Below are 19,471 nucleotides of genomic sequence, written 5' to 3'. Positions count from 1 at the left end.
AATAGTGGATAAAATGATCAGCGCGATCATTTATTATTTGATATTCTTGATTATGCGTCTGATCATATGTTGAAAGACCTTGTGAAATAGATATTTTATAGAGACAGAATGAAGATAGTATGGAGAACAGGAGGAGCTGTGTCTGCCGAATGTCTGCTTATTGTCCGGTTAATGTCTGCTAAAAGTCTGTGTAAGGTCCCAAAATGTCCCAAGAAATCCCAAAATGTCCCAAAGACTCAAAAAGGCTCAAAATAGCCTGGGTGAAGCAAAATCAATCAGCCGACCATGTATGCATCGACTGAATATTTGTATATTGATCTACTGAGTTGTAAAATACGAAAAATCGATTTTATGGCAAAATCAAAGTCTATTTCCAGGGATCTTCATCTATATAATTGTAATAAGTGGGCTGTTCCGCCAATTGTTGGTAGCAGTGTTGCAACGCCTCCAAAAATTTCTCACTAAGCCCGGCTTGCTTTCCTTCGTACCTAGGCCAATAACTGAAAAACTCATTGTCATCACGGGCATCCAACTGCCATACTTTAACAATCCCAATCGACGCCCACCCGGGACGGGCAACTAGCTCCATTCAAAGGTTTCTATGCCAGGCCTTTCTTCGTCGCTTAACATACTTGATTAGGGATAACAAGTCACTTAAGCAATCCATCCGGAAGTTGCCCTGTCCAGCAGACCGGCAGATCCTTATCCCGGATCCCTAATAATTTAGCGATCACGATGGCCGTATTTTTATTGCTGTTGAAAAAATCAACAAGTCCGGCATGCCGGATCTTTGGCCCCGTTAATCCCCAGGGCACCTGCATTTCGTCCATGCTCGTACCGCCATGCCCGGTAGAAACATGGCCACCATGATCCGTGATCAGCAGGAAATGGGTGTCATCAAATAATTTCTCATTTTTTAATTTGTCTATGAATACTCCGATAGCGGTGTCTGCTTTTTCAATTGCGGAGATATACTGCGGAGACATCCACTTATACGTATGCCCGGCATGGTCTGTATGAACACTGTACAGGAATACCAGTTCGGGAGATTGCCGGTTGGCTTTTATAAAGTCGAACGCATCATTGTACAAACTGTCAAAACCATCTCCCTGCTGAAAGAGCAACCGGTCAAAATAGTTCTTATTAAATGCATTGATCAGCTCCGGCCAATTGTAATAAAAAGCTGTTTTCACATTCAGGACCTTATCTTTCGCAAGCTTGAATATAGAAGGATAATAACCGCTTTCATCTGCCTGAAGAGGTTGCAGTGAATGCTGCGCTACAGTCCAGGTATTACTTGTTACGCCATGCTCTTCCGGACCTGAAGCAGTAAAATGACTTGTCCAGTTGGGCAGCGTCACGGAAGGCATCACCGGACGCGTCGTAAGCGACAATACGCCTTTCTCCAGCAGCCTGTCGATATTGGGATGTTTTGCAGTTTTATACCCATCCACACTCAGCCCATCAAGACCAATCACGACAATACGGGCGGGTTGTGCGAACGATATTACCGGCAATAACAGGCAGATCAAAAAGAATACGTCAAATGATCGCATCCAGCCTGTAGTAAGATAAGGGGACGTCTTTCTCATTGAATTAAGCGATGAAATGGATGGAATATTCTTCAGTCTGGAAATGGACGCTCAGTAGATACGATCCATTTTCTTCCTTAAACCAAATATATGACTTTCTTAAGAGAAGGGATCTTATGGAAAGTAAAACTGGTTCATCCGGATACTCCAGGGTAAGGTATATTCTGGATCCGGCGGTCTTAAAAATTTCCTTACCTGGCGAAATTTTAAAACATCCATTTTTGCGGTAAAATGTGTACCGTTAGCCAAGTACCAGATGAAGAGGGAGATCGCTAGTACGACTACCAATTCATTTTGTGGTACATCGATCCCGCATACCTGTTTAAGGATTTATCTCATTCTAATAGACGTGAATTAAAGCTAAATAATGGCTATCCGTTACATTCTGATCAGCCTGTAAGAGATAAAAAAATGAGGTTGTATCCGGGAACCAGCAGGATCTTCAGTCATCTTTTAACTCTTGTAAACTCAATTTCACTTCCTCTTCGGTATTTCCCCTTTTCTTCCTGATCAACCTCCCATTTGTAGTGATCCGTGTCAATAAAGATAAAGCGGAAATGGTCTTTTGTCTTCATTCCCGGGATGGGTTCAAATTCAGAATCAAATGTAATGGTTCTTGTCGTTGAATCATAAGCACCTTCTGATGCAGCGATAAAACTGTTGAGATGATTGCCTATGGATGATCTCACGAATTTCTTTTTCACATTATCATAGCCTTCAATCTCGAAGCCTTGAAATTTTACTTCTTTCATTTTTCCTTCCTGAACAGGCATTTCTAATTTACCGTCGGAGGTGACATTTACAATAAAATAACGTCCATTGGCAAATGATTCTCTTACAACAGTGCCGCTGTACTCTAATGAAACTTTGCTTGTGACAGAATCTGTCCATTCGAAGTGTCTGCCTTTAAAAATCCATCTGCCTACCAGGTCGGCAAGTAACTGGTGATATTTTCCCGGCCTGGAGTAATCAAGCATTTGTTTATATGTATCCTCTGATGCCGAATATACGGATGTGGTGGTGTCTTTATTCGTTTGCGCAGGTAATGCGCCCGGAATAAAAGCGGCTATCATAATCAGAAAAGACAATGAAGACTTTTTTAGAATATTAGATCTGTTTGCTTTATTGTCGTTGCAGCCGATCTGGTAATTTTTTTTCGGTGTCATAACATGAATTTTAAAATGGGAGAAGGTTTGAGGAGTTATGCGGTACTACACACAACGTGTGTATAATGTAATGTACGCAAATAGTAAACGGTTTTCCGAATTACTCTTTTACCAGTTAAATTAAAAAAGCGCGAGGGTGGATGAGTGGCGTAAATACTTAGTTAGTTTATAGTATGAATTGTCCTGATAATCTCTGGTAATTTGAAGGGTCTACGAGTTGCCTGTTTGTCTGTAAAACCCGGCAAAACTATGACCACATAGGTGTATCTGGCTGTTGCATTTTGGGAGAAAATGAGCGAATAAGGGCGCATTATCGAAGTACTCGTTGTGAAAGTGGGCGGACGGTTTCTTTGAAACCGGTGCGTAGTCAAAGACATACCCGCAACGCTTAAGAGTTGTTTGGGTTCGTTAGAGGTAAGGAAGAAAGGAAAACCACAAACAATCTTCACTTAATTTATCCAGGCGCTCAAAGACCGATTGAACTCATGCCGACTCCCTGCCCTGCAGCCGTTCCATCACCGATTGCTTATACAATCTCCCGATGGGGATCTGACATTGCCCTACCTGCACGGCCAGCGCATTATAACCGGAAATTTTGCTGAGGGAGACAATGTACGACCGATGCACCCGGACAAACTTGTGATCGGACAAAATATTTTCAATTACACTAATGGCGCGCTTTACCAGCAAATGCCGGCCTCCAGTTAGAAAGATCTTTACATAATCTTTCCAGCTCTCGACGTACTCAATTTCATTCACAAACACTTTTTTCATATCCCTGTCTACTTTCAGGTAAATGAAAGCGGCCGGGTCAGGCGTTTCATTTATGGCGGTCAGGGACATTTCACGGCCCATCATCCGGTTTAATTTCGAGATGGCTTTAAAAAATCGTTCAAAGGACACAGGCTTCACCAGGTAATCCACTGCATCCAATTCAAAACCGTCAATGGCATATTCCCTGTAAGCTGTAACAAAGATCACCTTTGGTGGATGGGAAAGATTTTTTAGAAAATCAGTACCGATGATACTGGGCATCTTAATATCGAGGAAGATAATATCAACCGTTTTGTGCCGCAATACACCAAGTGCTTCAATCGCGTTTCTGCACTGCCCTACAATTTCCATGTCGTTAAGGGACGAAATATATGTAGCCAGCACTTTCAATGCCGGAGGCTCATCATCTACAAGCAGGCAGCGAAGTTTCATGCTGTAATGGTTTGAGCAGTTACAGAAGACAGAGGTGCGATCGCATAATCTGATATGCTGCCGCCCAGTTTAACCATTAATGAAACTGAAAAGAAATCTCCTTCATCATTTATCTTCAGCTCATATTTTCCCGGGTAAAGAAATCCGAGACGTTTTTTCACATTGTTGATACCGATCCCGTTATCGCTGTGCGAAATATATTCGTTTTTGCTATTGGCTATTTTAAATTTCAATATACTGTTCGAGACCGATATATCTATTCCCATCCAGGGTTTTTCAATTTGTTCAGATGCGCCGTGCTTAAATGCATTTTCCAGGAAAGGAAGCATCAGCAAAGGTGATATGAAATTACCCCTGATGTCACCTTCCACCGTCCACGATATTTCCAGCTTATTCCCATAGCGCTCTTTTTCCAGGTCAATATAATCTTTCATGATCTCCACTTCTTTGTCCAGCCTCACTTCTTCTGCCTTGCAATCATAAAGCATGTAGCTGAGCAATGATGAAAGTTTCAAAATAAGTTCCGGCGTTTTAGGAGATCCGTCGAGAGAAAAGGAATAAATATTATTAAGCGTATTAAATAAAAAATGAGGATGCACCTGTGCTTTCAGCAGCTGCAGCTCTGCCGTCATTTTTTCCTGTTGGGCTCGCAGAAAGTCTCTCTGCTTTAATAACCATTGCTTCCCTAAGGATAAAGAAGAGAAGCAAGCTGCGGTGGTCATCACACAAAGGAAACATTGCCATACATAATTATCACCGCGCGGCATGTGCATCAGATCTAACACCGGAGCGGATATATACTTAAGATAATAGACGCTCAGGAACCACCCAACTACAAGCCAGCTGATAATTGAACCCAGGAATACCAGGTATTTGCTTTTTAACAACAGCTTTGGAATAGCAATGTATGCAATAGGATAACTGAAGAGGATAAATGCAGGGATCCAAAGTCCGATGCGAATAAAATTACCGGTGAATGTTGACCAGATCAATGTGAGGAAACCAGCCCATCCTAAAAGCCATAACAGCCAGAACGAGACGTGCCGCAGCACCCCGTATTTCGGGGAAAAAATTATCTCGTTCGTTCTGATCATACAAAGACTGAAGCTTGCTTTCCACAATTTAAGAAATTAAACTACATGGCTACTTTACCTGAAAGTAAAATAGACAAACAACACTCAATCGCAGACAAACAACACTTTTTCCACCGGAAGACCACAAGCGTGTTTTAATTGCCTTGTTACGGGAAACAGATCTGTTAAGCGATTTGAATTTATAATAGGCAAAGCTGTGTCTATTTTTCCGCTGCGTTAGATGGTCGCCCGATTTTCCTGAGGTGCACACAAGATGCAATCCTTTCAGCGGCTCTTTTTGTGCTGCTGCCAAATGTGTCCCTGATGCCTAAGCAACCGGAATGACAGGCCGGAGGAAAACCTTTAGGCAGTTATCAAAAAGGCCAGTCACAAGCCCGGTTAAAAGAAGTAAAAACGGCATTCGGTTTTAAGATAGCACCTTTCACTGATCGCAATGTATCATTAACCAATATTAAACACTCAACCATGAAACAAAGAATCGCTTCTGCCATGTTGCTGGTTGCAACTGCATCATTATTTAGTCTTTCCTGTAAGAAAGATTCAGACCAGGAGACCAATGGTCATCTGCAACAAACCAAAACTTATTCTTCAGATGTGGTAAGAAAATGGCTGGGTGTTCAATTGCCTCTGTTGTATTCCCCTCCGGCTTCTTATGGAATTAATGCGGGCAGATACATGGCTTATTGCGGTGTAGCCTTATACGAAGCTGTAGTGCCCGGCATGCCTTCGTATAAGAGTCTATCCGGCCAGTTAAACGAGATGCCGCAAATGCCTCAAACGGAGCCGGGTCAGGCATATCATTGGCCAACCTGCGCCAATGCCGCTTTGGCTGAAATGACCAGGAAGCTTTTCACCTTTACTTCTGCAACGAACGATGCGGTGCAGAAGCTCGAAGATGAATTAAATAGCGCCTATAAAACGGAAATCCAAGATGATGCAATCTTTGAACGGTCAAAGGCCTTTGGAAAAGCGGTAGCCGAAAAAGTCTTTAACTGGTCCAATACAGATCGTCCATGGTCTTCCTGGTCACCCCTGGTACTGACCAGCAACAGTCCGGGCCTTTGGTGGCCGGAAAATAACAACCCCACCATTGCGAACGGTGTTGCTTATTGGGGTGATACCCGCACCATGGTTGCCGGCAGCATCGATAATGTAACCTCAGCGCCTTATGCATATAATGATGCGGATGCTGCTTCTTCTTATTATAAAGATTTTAAGGAAATATATGACCTGTCGAAAAGCCTGACCTATGAGCAAAAGCGTCTGGCCAAATATTATGATGACCCGGCTGTTAATGGTTATCCCTCCGGAGCAAGCTATATTCCTGTATTCAAACAAATCCTGGAGCAAAAAAATCCGGCACTCGATATCTCCGCATTTGCTTATGCTAAAACAGGCATCACCCTGTTTGATGCAACGATTGGTTCCATGAAAGCAAAATTCCGGTTCATGCAGGAAAGACCGTTTCAGTTTATTCGCAGGGTGATCGCACCCTCCACTGACCCGGCCACCTGGTGGAAACCATTTATTTCCACACCGGGCCATCCAGATTTCCCTGCAAATCACGCAACTTTTAGTGGTTCATTCGCGGAAGCACTTACCACCATTTTCGGTGATCATGTGTCCTTCATCAACAGTACTTATAAAGGTCAAATGATCGATTTGGGAAAAGGTCCGGAGGACATGGGTACCTATTCCTACAATTCTTTTTATGAATTCGCCAATGCCATTGCGATTTCAAGAGTTTATGGCGGTATTCATACCCGTCATGCGGTGGAAGAAGGCACAAAACAGGGAATAAAAACAGCGCAAAATATTCACAACAAGGTAAAATTCCTGAAATAATAAAAAGACGGGGAAATAATATCGGGGAAGTCTTATGTGCGATTCTTCAAATTATCTCCTTCAGGTCTGTCTAAATAATCCTACCACACGCATGTAACATTGAAAGCTTTCATACGTAATGGGCTTTACACCCCGATAAGAGGAGTGTTAAACCTAAACTTATGCCAGCCAGCTACTTGAAATTATTCCGGCGTAACCTGTTGAAGGAGCGCCAATTCAGCATTCTGAATATTGCAGGCCTGTCTACCGGGCTTGCCTGTGCACTTTTCATTTTTATGTGGGTGTCCAGTGAAAAAGAGGTTGACCGGTTTAATGAAAATGATAACAGGTTGTTCCTGGTGATGAAAAATTTCACCAATGCAGATGGTTCTATCCGTACTATGGAGACCACGCAGGGTATGCTCGCAAAATCTGTGGCGGAGGAACTGCCGGAAGTGGAGTATTCAGTATCTGTTAAGAGTGATGGAACGGGAATCATTGGGGCTGGCGATAAGAACCTGACGGCCAGGGCAAGTTTTGCGGGCAGGGATTTTTTAAAGGTGTTCTCTTACAAGATTCTTGCAGGAAATAAGGAAACCATGCTGACCGGCACTGCTGGTATACTTCTCTCCGCGAACATGGCAAAAGCTTTATTTGACGGTTCCGGAAATATCATCGGACAGACGATCAATTGGAACAGGGGAAATGAATTCAGCGGATTATATACCGTTGCCGGAATTTTTGAGCAACCGCCTACGGGATCAACCGATCAATTCGATATTCTATTCTCATATGATCTCTATACTCAGAAAAAAGCGGAAGATGTTGCAGATTGGAGCAGTAACAGCATGCGAACTTTCTTATTATTGAAAAATGGCACCGACACCAAAGCCTTTAATGACAAGATCCGGGATTATACAAGAAACAAGCTGATAGCGCTTCATGGAAAGAATGACGAAAAGATCAATAAGGAAGGTTCAATTTTTCTGCAGCGGTATTCCGACAGATACCTGTATAATCATTTCGAGAACGGCAAACAGAATGGAGGGCGTATTCAATATGTAAATCTATTTTCGCTTATTGCTGTCTTCATTCTGCTTATCGCCTGCGTTAATTTTATGAATCTGTCAACTGCCCGCGCATCAGCCCGGATGAAGGAAATTGGTGTCCGGAAATTAATGGGAGCCAGTCGAAGCGGCCTGATTTTACGATTTATGACAGAATCAGTTTTGATGTCAATTTTTTCGTTATTGATTGCCATCGGTTTGGTTTTTGTTTTCCTTGAGCCATTCAATAATATAACGGGCAAGCAGCTATCATTCCCCGTGAATATACAATTCTTTATAAGCATATTCTGCACTGCATTTCTTACCGGAATTACCGCCGGAAGTTATCCTGCAATATTTCTCTCCGGTTTTAAACCCGTTCGGGTTTTGAAAGGCAAACTGTCTACATCCCTGACTGAATCGCGTGTACGAAAAGGATTGGTGGTTTTCCAGTTTACTGTTTCTGCGGTTATGATCATCTCTGTGCTGGTTGTAAACATGCAAATGAAATTGATACAGGAGAAGAATCTGGGATATAGTAAAGATAACATCATCCGCTTCTCAGGCATGGGAAAACTGCGTAAAGAAGGCTTGTCCGCGTTCATAACCGAGGTACAAAAAATTCCTGGTGTGATCGGAGTATCCAGTATGAGCGGCACGACCACCGGGAGATTCAGCCAATCCGGCAGCCGTATTGAATGGCCTGGAAAAACAGAAGGAAAAGGAATCGAATTCGACGGCCTTGATTTGGGGTCCGGAATGATGGAGTTGCTTGACCTCACCATTAAAGAGGGACGCAGTTTTTCGACAGATCACACATCAGATACTAATAGTATCATCTTTAACGAAACTGCGATTGCTGCAATGAAACTTGAAAACCCTATTGGTAAAACAGTTAACGTCTGGGGCAAACCTAAACAGATTATTGGCATCGTAAAAGATTTTCAGTTCGAATCCATGTACAAGAAAGTAAATCCTTTTTTTCTTCGATATGTACCAAACAATAACATGGTTTATGTCAAAATAAATGCCGGCCAGGAAAGAAAATCGCTGGCGGCCATTGGTACTTTTTATAAACAATACAATATGGGGCTTCCCTTCGAATACAGGTTCCTTGACGAAGATTATGATCTACTATACGCGACCGAGGATAGAATATCCACGCTATCAAGATACTTCGCGGGTATTGTCATCATCATTTCATGCCTTGGTCTTTTGGGTCTTGCTGCATTTACTGCCGCAAGGCGAAGAGCGGAAATCGGCGTCCGGAAAGTAATTGGCGCATCTGTAACAGACATCGTGGTCATGTTATCCGCGGATTTTCTTAAACTGGTAGTGATAGCAATATTAATTGCATCTCCTTTCGCCTGGTGGATCATGCATAGTTGGCTGCAGAATTTTTCTTACCGTGTGGATATGAACGTTGGTATTTACCTGATCGCAGCATTGCTCATTATCATTCTCTCCCTGATTACTACCGCTTCACAGGCGATCAGGGCCGCGGTTGCAAATCCGGTAAAGGCATTACGGAGTGAATAGAGAAAGCGCCGGAGCAAAATATGTGTTGGAATCAAAATGGTGGGTTCATAACAATGGGTAAAGCGCTATATGACCCTGAAAAGATTATGGTCATTAAAAATGATCGGGGACAAAAGGGCTTCTGTTGCGGATCTCAGAGCCACTGATTGGGACAGCCTCTATGCGAAGACCGAAGTACCCCGGCTTTATATCCAGGTCTACCGATGACAGGTTAATTGCTCCGTTTGTTGTATATGAAATAAAACGCCTGATGTTTATGGCAATCATTCATTTCGAAAGTAAAAGATGATCATGCATCGTTCAACATCCGATAACTGGCGGTAATGATCCGGGGGCGAAGCCCTGCGCGGGCAGGGCCACATATTCCTGTCCGCAGGCATGCAGCGATAAGTTGTAAAATGATCCACGATAAGGCAAAATAATCAATAAAAGAGATAGTGGCGGGAACCCTGGAGGCAAATACAGGCAGGAATGTAATCTTCGATGCCACGCAAAAAAGGCTGTAAATTGGATAACTAAAAACCTGATAATGCAAACCTCATCATTGATACTGGAGCCCTACCTTTTTTTTGGTGGCAATTGCCGCCAGGCCATGGAATTCTATAACGAGATCTTCGGGGGTAAGCTGGAGCTCTCGACATTTGGAGAAGCCCCGGCGGGGGCACATGGTGATAGTAAGACGGCCAGTGCCGAAACAAAAGACCTGATCATGCATGCCCGATTAAGTGGTCCTTTCGTGATCATGGCGAGTGATAACCCCGAACATCCCGTAAAACATTCCGGCCAGGAGTTCAGCCTGTCCATAAGCGGTACCGACAAAACATTGCTTGAAGGTTATTTTTCCAAACTGAGCCAGGCGGGTAAGATCACCCTGCCTTTAAGCAGACAGTTCTGGGGTCCCGTGTTCGGCATGCTGACTGATCAGTTCGGCATTAATTGGATGATCTCCATTCAGGAATCCAGATAATGATAGGCCACTGCGAAAATGCCACGCAGAGCAGGTGAAGCATAATGATCTCTGGATATTCATTCTTCATGGAGAGACAAATATGATGACTACTGTTCTCAAAAAGAACGCTAAACAAAGCAAATAGCCTGCTGTTATACACAATCATACCAAAACTGCTGTAGCAGATTAACGGTATCGTTGATCGAAACTGTTTAATAGCGTATTCGCCATTTCATAAAGATGTGGCCGGTCAAGCCCTTCATAAGCTGATAACATTTCCTTCAGATATTGTTTGGCGAGTGTATAATTTGTCCACTCGTGCCAGTACAGTTCCTTCAGGTAAAAGAGTTGTGACCCATAAAGTCCCTTAAGCCGCATTTCCTCCGCTATTGCAGCATAATGGGTGCCGGATCGCGAGCGGTCCAGCGGCTGATAATCGAAAATGTGGTTCTCCGCAAAATGGCGTGCATCAGCGAAAACCCCGGCACCATCGCTGGTGTCAACAAAACGCCAGCCTGGCTTAGCAAGAGGGCGTATCCGTAAAGACTGACCCGCAGCATCATAACGCGCTTGCGGTGCTTCTTCAGGCTGTAATCCAAGTGAGGTGATCAGATCTTTAAAAGGTTCAAGGGCATCAGAGTTACGAAGAAGTTCCTGGAACATTACCGTGGTATTGTGCCCGATGAGTACTATGCCATCGTCGTCCATCGGGCAGAGTTCGCCCGATGGATAATCAACTTCATCAAGGGTATGGGCAACAAATCCAAAGTGAATACCATCGCCGCCCGTACTGGCAAAAGGGAATAACTCGACCGGTGTTTGCTGATAGCGAGCCTCCATGCCTGATAGCCGCAAGATCCCAAAGACCTCAAACAAAGTATCCAGGGTAACATATCCACGCTCCTGGCAAAAACGGTCTATCGCCTTAAGATATTTGAAGAACAGGCGGGGTATTGGTGCCCCAAAATAGGCTGCGGCGCCCGCGTAATCATCAAATGGTAGACCGGTCATCTGATAGTAGTGTTTTAATGATCAATGAAATCTCTGTCGGAGAATGCACAAATAAACGGTTAATACGGCAAATTTCTTATTTATAGGCAGGTTTCCTAAGCCACGTTGTATGGAAGACTGCACGTCGCCTATTTTCTGTATCCCTGCGGCGAAATGGAGCTGTTGTTGCTCCCGTCGATGCTGAACTCTGGTAATTCCTGCGGTCGATAAACAGCAAGGTTTCTCCGATTCATTTACATTATATACTTCCATTTCCGGTTGGCCAGTACTGATTGAAATACACTTCTCCTTCACGATGTTAGCCTAAGCTGCCTGGGAGAATTGTGCAAAATTATGTGCGTTCAAGCGGCTCTGTTTGGCGTATAAATAAGCCCTATCCCTGTACAGGATTTTTTATTCATCCATTATGCACCGGCCACCGGATAACAGACATGCTGATAAAAGGCATCTGCATTTTCAGGATCTATACTCTTACGCAATCGCATTACAGAAATTTCGATTGCTTTATACCGGTCTATTCTGCGTTACCTGAAAAGCCACATCGCAGAGCTGGCGGAACGGGTATTATCTGACAGTGCAATGGATTGGCTGAATGGTCGATTGATCGGTCCAACTGGTGTCTTTTTTCATTTGCCCTGCCTGCGGATTTCACCTCCTTACTCCGGTGTGTGATCCGGCTAAACACTAATGGCGCTCAGCAACGCCAGGCAAATTCCATGATAAAGTAAAAGCTACCAGAACTGATTTTTCTGTTCTCAGCAGCTAAGCCGTCAAAGGGAGATTTAGCCGATATTAAATCCGCCAATATAAGACCTGAGAACTTCCTGACTGTTAATACTGATCTGCTTATCATTAAAAACAATAAGCCCCTCCGCATCCATTTCGTTCAACATCCGGAAAAGCGTTTCATAAGTGGTGCCAACGTAGGAGGCCAGATCCTGCCGGGATATTTTTTCATTGATCGTTTCATGAAATTGATCACCGAAATGAGCTGACAGCGTAAGAAAAGCCTGTGCTATCCGGCCCTTTACCGGCATGTGCGCGAGATTGCGCATGTTCTTTTCCGACTCTTTCAATTCACCGGCAAAGAACAGCATCAGCTGAAGAAGTAATTCATGATTTACTTTGAGGGAAGCATAAAAAAGATCATTATCAATAAAACACACAACTGTTTTCTCCAACGCCGTCGCTGATACAGGATAATGATTATCGCCACCAAGCCCCCTGTGGCCCACGATCTGACCATCTCTTGCAAAGCGGACGATCAGCTCCTTGTCATTACCCCAGTGTTTGTGCACCTTCACCGTGCCCTGATAAACGAAATAGATGCCGGTCATCAATTCTCCTTCGCGGAAAAGTAACTCGCCTTTTTTCAGCTCGAAATTTTTATGACTGGCGGCGATAGCGGGAAGCCATTCTTTCAGACATAGCTTGCACAAGAGGCACCGATCCTGGTTGCAGGGTTGCTTCAACGTTTTCATCGGGATGAATGTAGCATAATTTAAATTAATCACGCACTCACTTGGGTCGATTTGAAGCAGGAAAGTACCGTATCGAGTGCCAGCCTTTTGCTGACCACTTCACCGATGATGATCACAGCAGGATTCGTCAGTCCCGCATGCTGACTTCTAAACACAATATCCCTGATGGTGCCGGTGACGATTTTCTGCCGGGTTGTGGTAGCTTCATGAATGATCGCAACCGGAGTGCTGGCTTTACCTGCTCCTGCAAATATATCCGCGATCTGCTCCAGCTTATTCATGGCCATTAATATGATAACCGTTGCCGAAGAGCCTGCTGCGATCTGTACGTAAGGCGAGATCTCACCAGACTGCGTAGTACCGGTAGTTACCCAGAAGCTCTCGTTCACACCGCGACAGGTCAGCGGGATCATTGCCGAAACAGGTGCCGCAATACAACTGGAAATTCCCGGCACCACTTCCACTTCCATTCCTGCAGCACGCGCTGCTTCCAGCTCCTCCATCGCCCGGGCAAAGACAAACGGATCACCCCCTTTTAATCTCACAATGTTTGCATGCTTTGCACCATAATCAACAATGCATTGATTGATCTCCTGCTGGGACAGGGAGTGACAGCCGAAGCGTTTTCCGGCAAAATGGAGAATAGCGGAGGAACCGGCATAGCGCAGCAGCTCTTCGTTGGCGAGGGCATCATATAATATTACATCCGCCTTTTGCAGAACCCTGATCGCTTTCAATGTGATCAGCTCGGGATCGCCCGGACCTGCTCCAACCAGGGATAGTTTAGCCATACATTTTATATTATTCAAATAAATATATAATTTATATCAGCTAATTTGGAACAATTTGTTCAATAGTTCACTATATTTATTACATATATTTATATTCAATATGATTGCCTGCCGACATTAACCTTTAAATGATCGGTATATGAAAGTAGTAGTTATTGGTAACGGCATGGTCGGCTATAAGTTCTGCGAAAAGCTGATTGCCAAAAGTTTACCAGGCCTTGAGCTAACAGTATTCGGTGAAGAAATGTTCCCGGCTTACGATCGGGTGCACCTGAGCGAATACTTCGCCGGCAAAACGCTGGCTGATCTGTCTATGACAGAATTTTCGTGGTATGCTGATAATGACGTAAAACTTGAACTTGGCAATCCGATCGTTCGCATCGACCGGACGCAGAAGAAGATCCATTCATTTTCGGGCGCTGAAACCGCCTATGACTATCTTGTAATGGCTACAGGGTCCGCGCCCTTTATTCCTGCCATCCCCGGCATCGACAAAGAGGGTGTTTTTGCTTACCGGACGCTCGAAGACCTGCACCTCATACAGCGTCATGCTCCGCTCAGCCGCAAAGCCATTGTTATCGGCGGCGGGTTGCTGGGCCTTGAAGCGGCGAAAGCCATGCTCGACCTCGGCATTACCGATACACATGTTGTGGAGTTTGCGCCAAGGCTTATGCCGAGACAGCTCGATCATAATGCTTCAGTTATTTTACAACAGAAGCTCAGCGCACTGGGCATTACCTGTCATCTTAATAAAAACACGATTGCTGTATTGGGAAATGAATCGGTGCGGGGCATTATGTTCAGCGATGGAAGTATGCTGCATGCCGATATGCTGGTAATATCAGCCGGTATCAAGCCGCGCGATGAACTGGCGAAAGCCTGCGAACTGCCGGTGGGGCATCGTGGTGGAATTATTGTAAACGACCTGATGCAAACAGCAGATCCCTCCATCTATGCCATCGGGGAATGTGCGCTTCATAATAATATGATCTATGGCCTGGTGGCGCCCGGTTATGATATGGCGGATACAGTGGTGGCGCATCTTTCGGGTGCGTCAAAAATGTTCTGTGGTTTTGATATGAGTACAAAGCTCAAGCTGATCGGCATTGACGTGGCAAGCTTCGGAGATCCTTTTATCGGCGGAGAAGAAGCAAAAACGATTGTATTTGAAGATAGCCATAACGGCATCTATAAGCGGATCAATTTCACACCTGACGGTAAACAGCTTCTTGGCGGTATTTTGGTTGGAGACGCGAGCTCCTATAACATGCTTCAGCAGGTTTGCCGCAACCAAATGACACTCCCACCCGACCCCATGGATCTGATCATCAAACCGCGCCAGGGAAGCAGCATGGCTGGTGTCGACGCTCTTCCCGCGGATGCATTGGTCTGCAGTTGCGAAAATGTAACCAAGGCTGATCTCACAGATGCCATGTCCGCGCATGGCTGCGAGACAGTTGATGCGTTAAAAAAATGCACCAAAGCAGGAACCGGGTGCGGCGGCTGTGTACCGATGGTGAAAGATATTCTCCTGCATACGATGAAACAGCAGGGCCGCTATATCCGGAATGTGATCTGCGAGCATTTTCAGTATTCGCGCCAGGAATTATTTGACCTGATCCGTCTGAAAGAATTAAAAGATTTCGATGCGGTGCTGGATACTTATGGTAAAGGCGATGGCTGTGAGATCTGCCGCCCGGTGGTCAGCTCGCTACTTGCGTCATTGTGGAATGAGATTGTATTAAAAAAAGAAAATCATACCTCACAGGATACCAACGACCGCTTCCTCGCCAATATTCAAAAGGGCGGAACATATTCAGTTGTTCCCCGGATCCCTGGCGGTGAGATCACTCCGGATAAACTGATCGTGATCGGCGAAGTGGCCAAAAAATACAATCTCTATACAAAGATCACCGGCGGTCAGCGCATCGATCTGTTTGGTGCGCACGTCAGCGATCTCCCGCTGATGTGGGAGGAGCTGATCGCGGCAGGTTTTGAAAGCGGTCATGCATACGGAAAAGCGCTGCGTACAGTAAAGAGTTGTGTCGGGTCTACCTGGTGCAGGTTTGGTTTGCATGATAGTGTGAGTTATGCCATCCGTATCGAAGAACGTTATCGCGGTCTGCGGGCTCCGCATAAGATCAAATCTGCGGTTTCGGGTTGCATCAGGGAGTGTGCAGAAGCACAGTCGAAAGACTTTGGCATCATCGCTACGGAAAAAGGATGGAACCTGTATGTCTGCGGCAATGGTGGCTCGAAACCACAACATGCATTACTGCTGGCGAGCGATCTCGATTCCGACACCTGCATCAGGTACATTGACCGCTTCCTGATGTTCTATATCCGCACGGCAGATCCGCTTGCAAGAACGGCCACCTGGCTGAACAAAATGGAAGGCGGGATCGATTACCTCAGAAACGTTGTAGTAAACGATAGCCTCGGCATCTGCGGACAGCTGGAACAGGAAATGCAGGCGCTGGTGGACAGTTACCAGTGCGAATGGAAACAGGTGGTCGACTCACCCGAACTGCGGAAACGTTTCAACCATTTCGTGAATGCTCCCGGTGAAAAAGATCCGAACGTACAATTTGAAACACTGAGAGATCAAAAGAAAGCCGCTGGCTGGTAATACCGTTTAAAATAATTCTTATGAATGTTATAGCTAATTCTGCAGTGGAATGGTATTTCGCCTGCCATATCACTGACGTGCCGCATAACGGCGGTGTATGTGTAAAAGTTGAAGATACACAGATCGCTCTTTTTCATTTTGCACACCGGGATGAATGGTTCGCATCTGACAACGAATGCCCGCACCGAAAACAGATGGCCATCAGTCGCGGCATGCTCGGTTCGCATCACGGCGAACCAAAAGTAGCCTGCCCATTCCATAAAAAAACTTTTTCATTAACGGATGGCCGGTGCCTGAACAGCGAAGAAGGGCTTTCCATCCGCACCTACCCGGTAAAGGTGGAAGAAGGAAAAGTGTTCATCAATATTGCTGCCCTCAATCAACCATTTACATCAACCATTCAAACTGATGCTTATGAGGATCAAACGGACTAGATCAATGCTGATGCTTACAGCATGCATCATCAGCATTACGGGGAAAGCGCAACTATCGCTTTCCGGACAACTTCGCACACGGACTGAGTGGAGAGATGGACAGGGCGCTCCTCTTTCCAGAGGGCAGCGTCCTGCGGTCTTTACATCACAACGGTCGCGCCTCGGGTTGCTCTTTAACACTCCCCGGATCAAAACCAATCTCACCTTCCAGGATGTACGTGTCTGGGGTCAGGATGCATCAATGATCAACAGGACCACTGCAGCTGCCAACAACGGCTTTATGCTCCATGAAGCCTGGGCAGAGATCGTCCTTTCAGACACTGCCTCAAAGAAAAATCCACTACAACTCAAGCTTGGCCGGCAGGAGCTCATCTACGATGACCAGCGTCTGCTTGGAAATCTTGATTGGCTTCAGCAGGGACGACGGCATGATGCCGCTGTGCTGAAATACACCCATGAACGTTTCGCGTTGCATACCGGCGGTGCGTTCAATCAAAATAAGGAACAGGGCAGCGGCACCGTATATGACAATACACCGCCGGGCGCATATACTGCGAGCACAAACGGGGCGCCGATGTACAAAAGCATGGAATTTTTACATGCTTCCCTGCGGCAGCCTAAAGGGAAAATATCCCTTCTTTTTTTCGCCGACCAATTCAATACGTACCTCACTGATACTGCCGGCGGAAATATTTCAAAAACATTGACCACCGGCAGCTGGTCGCGATTCACTACCGGAATTTATCTGACACACACTTTTAATACGATCGAACTATCCGCTTCCGCCTATCATCAATTTGGAAAAAATGGATTTGGAAAAAAGATCAACGGAAGACTGTTCTCTATCGCAGGATCTTATAACCCGGGCAGGTTAAGTGTTGGGGCAGGCACCGATATAACAACTCCACAGTTTGATCCACTGTATGGAACGCCACACAAGTTCTGGGGATTAATGGATTATTTCTATGCGGGAAGCCTTTTCGGCAACAACGGGCTTGCCGACTATTATATAAAAACAAAAATAAAGACCTCTGACAGATTGCTTATCGCCGCCGACTTTCATCAGTTTTCTCCTGCTTCATCTGTTGCCGGTTATTCGCGCAGCTATGGGCAGGAGACTGATATTGTCGCAACCTATACCCTTACAAAGGAAATTTCCTTTGAAGCAGGTTACAGCCATTTCTTCTCCGATCCTTTGCTCTCCTCTCCTGCTGCAAAGAATATTGTCAATGCAAAAAGCCAGGCTAACTGGGCTTATCTCATGATCAATATCAAACCATCATTTCTTTTTAAATAACTACCAAAAAATCTGTTATGGACTACAAAAAACCAGCTGACGTTGTCGAATCCATTATCCAGGCCGGAGTGGATAAGATCAAGCTATCTTCATTGGATCTTTTTATCCGCGGAGCATTATCGGGTGCAATACTTGGTTTTGGAACCACGCTTGCTGTAACGGCCACCGTACAAACCGGCCTGGGTATTATTGGTGCGCTGATATTTCCCGCATGTTTTGTGATCGTGGTATTGATGGGGTTTGAACTCGTCACCGGAAGCTTTGCTGTTTTACCAGCCGCATATTTTGATAAGAAGATCGGCATGCAAAGCATGCTTAAAAATCTTTTCATAGTTTTCGTAGCTAACCTCTTCGGCGCTTTACTTTATGCCATACTATTCTGGATCTCTATCACTAATTTCGGACATACAGAAAACTCGCAACTTGCCGCCGCCATTATTAAGATCGCCGAAGCAAAAACTACCGGGTATTCGCAATTCGGAGCTGCTGGTGTGGTAACCGTGATCACGAAAGGCATTTTATGCAATTGGATGGTAACAATGGGCGTAGTAATGTCCTTAACCTCAACCTCAACATTGGGAAAGATCCTTGCTGCGTGGTTACCCGTGTTCATATTTTTTGCCCAGGGATTTGAACATGCGGTAGTCAATATGTTTGTGATCCCTGCGGGTATGCTGCTAGGAGCGAAAGTGAGTTTTCAGGATTGGTGGCTGTCCAACCAATTGCCTGCCACATTAGGTAATATTCTGGGCGGTGTCGTATTTACCGCATTGGCTCTTTACCTGACACACCGTTGGAAAAAAACAGAGATCCCGGTTTCCGGATAGATCAGGGAGGTCATAAAAGTATTCGGCAGAAAGTCCTCGCATGTGCTAAGCGCTGCATGACCCGGCACGCTGAGATCTGCTTCAAGATGTGTTTCCATCTTCTCCTTAACGGAGCGGGCCGGTTCGTTTATAAGACCAGGAATAAGGATCCTTTTATGGGATTGGTTGACCAGACCGGGCCGGTTATTGCAGGTTGGGGAATATTACCCGGATCAATGGACAATTTGCTTTTACTCCGGTAGAAATAAAGAATTGGATGCTTTATTCACCGGGGGGCTCGTTTTGCGAGAGAATCCAATTGATGCCAGATGCATAAATCAGAGTCCTCGTTACCGACATTTAAAACATTGAGTAAATCCATGAGTCGCTTAGCTGTGAGCTAATGGAAGAATTGATTATAATCGTTTTCGATAAGAGTCCGGCTCTCGTAGTACCTACTCTGCCTGTCGAAGCTTAAGCGAAGACGTTTTTTTCGCGCAATTCACACTTTGGACGTGCACCAACGGAGCCCACCATCTGCCTTTACGTAACGCTGATGTACGGCCCCATAGCTCTAATAGACTTCGAAGGCTGGGTCTTTCCTTT

Annotated in this window: 14 protein-coding genes; 7 read left to right on the top strand and 7 right to left on the bottom strand. The window is 45.1% G+C overall.

Going from position 1 to position 19,471, the window contains the following annotated elements; translation table 11 throughout:
- Positions 1-650: 650 nt before the first annotated feature.
- The 4 genes from LZZ85_RS04470 to LZZ85_RS04455 all read right to left on the bottom strand — a co-directional run bounded on the left by LZZ85_RS04470 (position 651) and on the right by LZZ85_RS04455 (position 5,058).
- Positions 651-1,592, bottom strand: coding sequence for an alkaline phosphatase family protein (locus LZZ85_RS04470; protein ID WP_237868775.1), 942 nt, complete (start codon positions 1,590-1,592; stop codon positions 651-653).
- Between the two features lie 446 nt (positions 1,593-2,038).
- Positions 2,039-2,758: a DUF1579 family protein gene (locus LZZ85_RS04465; protein ID WP_237868767.1), complete on the bottom strand. Its 720-nt coding sequence runs from the start codon at positions 2,756-2,758 to the stop codon at positions 2,039-2,041.
- A 483-nt stretch (positions 2,759-3,241) separates the two neighbouring features.
- Positions 3,242-3,964: a LytR/AlgR family response regulator transcription factor gene (locus LZZ85_RS04460; protein WP_237868765.1), complete on the bottom strand. Its 723-nt coding sequence runs from the start codon at positions 3,962-3,964 to the stop codon at positions 3,242-3,244.
- Positions 3,961-5,058 carry a sensor histidine kinase gene (locus LZZ85_RS04455; RefSeq protein WP_237868763.1) on the bottom strand — a complete coding sequence of 366 codons (1,098 nt, stop codon included), beginning with the start codon at positions 5,056-5,058 and terminating at the stop codon, positions 3,961-3,963. The genes LZZ85_RS04460 and LZZ85_RS04455 overlap by 4 nt, the downstream gene beginning before the upstream one ends.
- A 465-nt stretch (positions 5,059-5,523) precedes the next feature.
- Between LZZ85_RS04455 and LZZ85_RS04450 the strand changes: the two genes are divergently transcribed.
- The 3 genes from LZZ85_RS04450 (at position 5,524) to LZZ85_RS04440 (ending at position 10,434) form a co-directional block, all read left to right on the top strand.
- Positions 5,524-6,903 (top strand): vanadium-dependent haloperoxidase, encoded by a 1,380-nt coding sequence (locus tag LZZ85_RS04450; protein ID WP_237868756.1) that lies wholly within the window; start codon positions 5,524-5,526, stop codon positions 6,901-6,903.
- 161 nt (positions 6,904-7,064) lie between these two features.
- The gene (locus LZZ85_RS04445) at positions 7,065-9,467 is read left to right on the top strand and encodes an ABC transporter permease (RefSeq protein ID WP_237868754.1); all 2,403 of its coding nucleotides are present in this window, start codon (positions 7,065-7,067) and stop codon (positions 9,465-9,467) included.
- A gap of 529 nt (positions 9,468-9,996) precedes the next feature.
- Positions 9,997-10,434, top strand: coding sequence for a VOC family protein (locus tag LZZ85_RS04440; protein WP_237868745.1), 438 nt, complete (start codon positions 9,997-9,999; stop codon positions 10,432-10,434).
- 168 nt (positions 10,435-10,602) lie between these two features.
- Here LZZ85_RS04440 and LZZ85_RS04435 read toward each other — a convergent pair whose 3' ends face one another.
- The 3 genes from LZZ85_RS04435 to cobA form a co-directional block, all read right to left on the bottom strand.
- Positions 10,603-11,427, bottom strand: a complete 825-nt coding sequence (locus LZZ85_RS04435; protein WP_237868743.1) for a hypothetical protein — start codon at positions 11,425-11,427, stop codon at positions 10,603-10,605.
- Positions 11,428-12,209: 782 nt separating this feature from the next.
- Complete coding sequence (locus tag LZZ85_RS04430) at positions 12,210-12,908, bottom strand: Crp/Fnr family transcriptional regulator (RefSeq protein ID WP_237868740.1); 699 nt, start codon at positions 12,906-12,908, stop codon at positions 12,210-12,212.
- A 29-nt stretch (positions 12,909-12,937) separates the two neighbouring features.
- Complete coding sequence (gene cobA / locus LZZ85_RS04425; protein WP_237868738.1) at positions 12,938-13,699, bottom strand: uroporphyrinogen-III C-methyltransferase; 762 nt, start codon at positions 13,697-13,699, stop codon at positions 12,938-12,940.
- Positions 13,700-13,838: 139 nt separating this feature from the next.
- Between cobA and nirB the strand changes: the two genes are divergently transcribed.
- Genes nirB through LZZ85_RS04405 form a run of 4 tightly spaced genes read left to right on the top strand, consistent with a single transcriptional unit; the run spans position 13,839 to position 18,886 of the window.
- Complete coding sequence (gene nirB / locus LZZ85_RS04420; protein ID WP_284698419.1) at positions 13,839-16,328, top strand: nitrite reductase large subunit NirB; 2,490 nt, start codon at positions 13,839-13,841, stop codon at positions 16,326-16,328.
- A 20-nt stretch (positions 16,329-16,348) separates the two neighbouring features.
- Positions 16,349-16,762: a nitrite reductase small subunit NirD gene (gene nirD / locus LZZ85_RS04415; protein WP_237869232.1), complete on the top strand. Its 414-nt coding sequence runs from the start codon at positions 16,349-16,351 to the stop codon at positions 16,760-16,762.
- Entirely contained in the window at positions 16,743-18,059 is a 1,317-nt protein-coding gene (locus LZZ85_RS04410) for an alginate export family protein (protein ID WP_237868736.1), read from the top strand. The genes nirD and LZZ85_RS04410 overlap by 20 nt, the downstream gene beginning before the upstream one ends.
- Before the next feature lie 17 nt (positions 18,060-18,076).
- Positions 18,077-18,886 (top strand): formate/nitrite transporter family protein, encoded by an 810-nt coding sequence (locus LZZ85_RS04405; RefSeq protein WP_237868734.1) that lies wholly within the window; start codon positions 18,077-18,079, stop codon positions 18,884-18,886.
- Positions 18,887-19,471: the final 585 nt, after the last annotated feature.

Source organism: Terrimonas ginsenosidimutans (assembly GCF_022012415.1).
GTDB classification, from domain to species: Bacteria; Bacteroidota; Bacteroidia; order Chitinophagales; family Chitinophagaceae; genus Terrimonas_A; species Terrimonas_A ginsenosidimutans.
The sequence above is the reverse complement of the archived record's forward strand: the minus strand, read 5'-3'. Positions and strand labels throughout refer to the sequence as shown.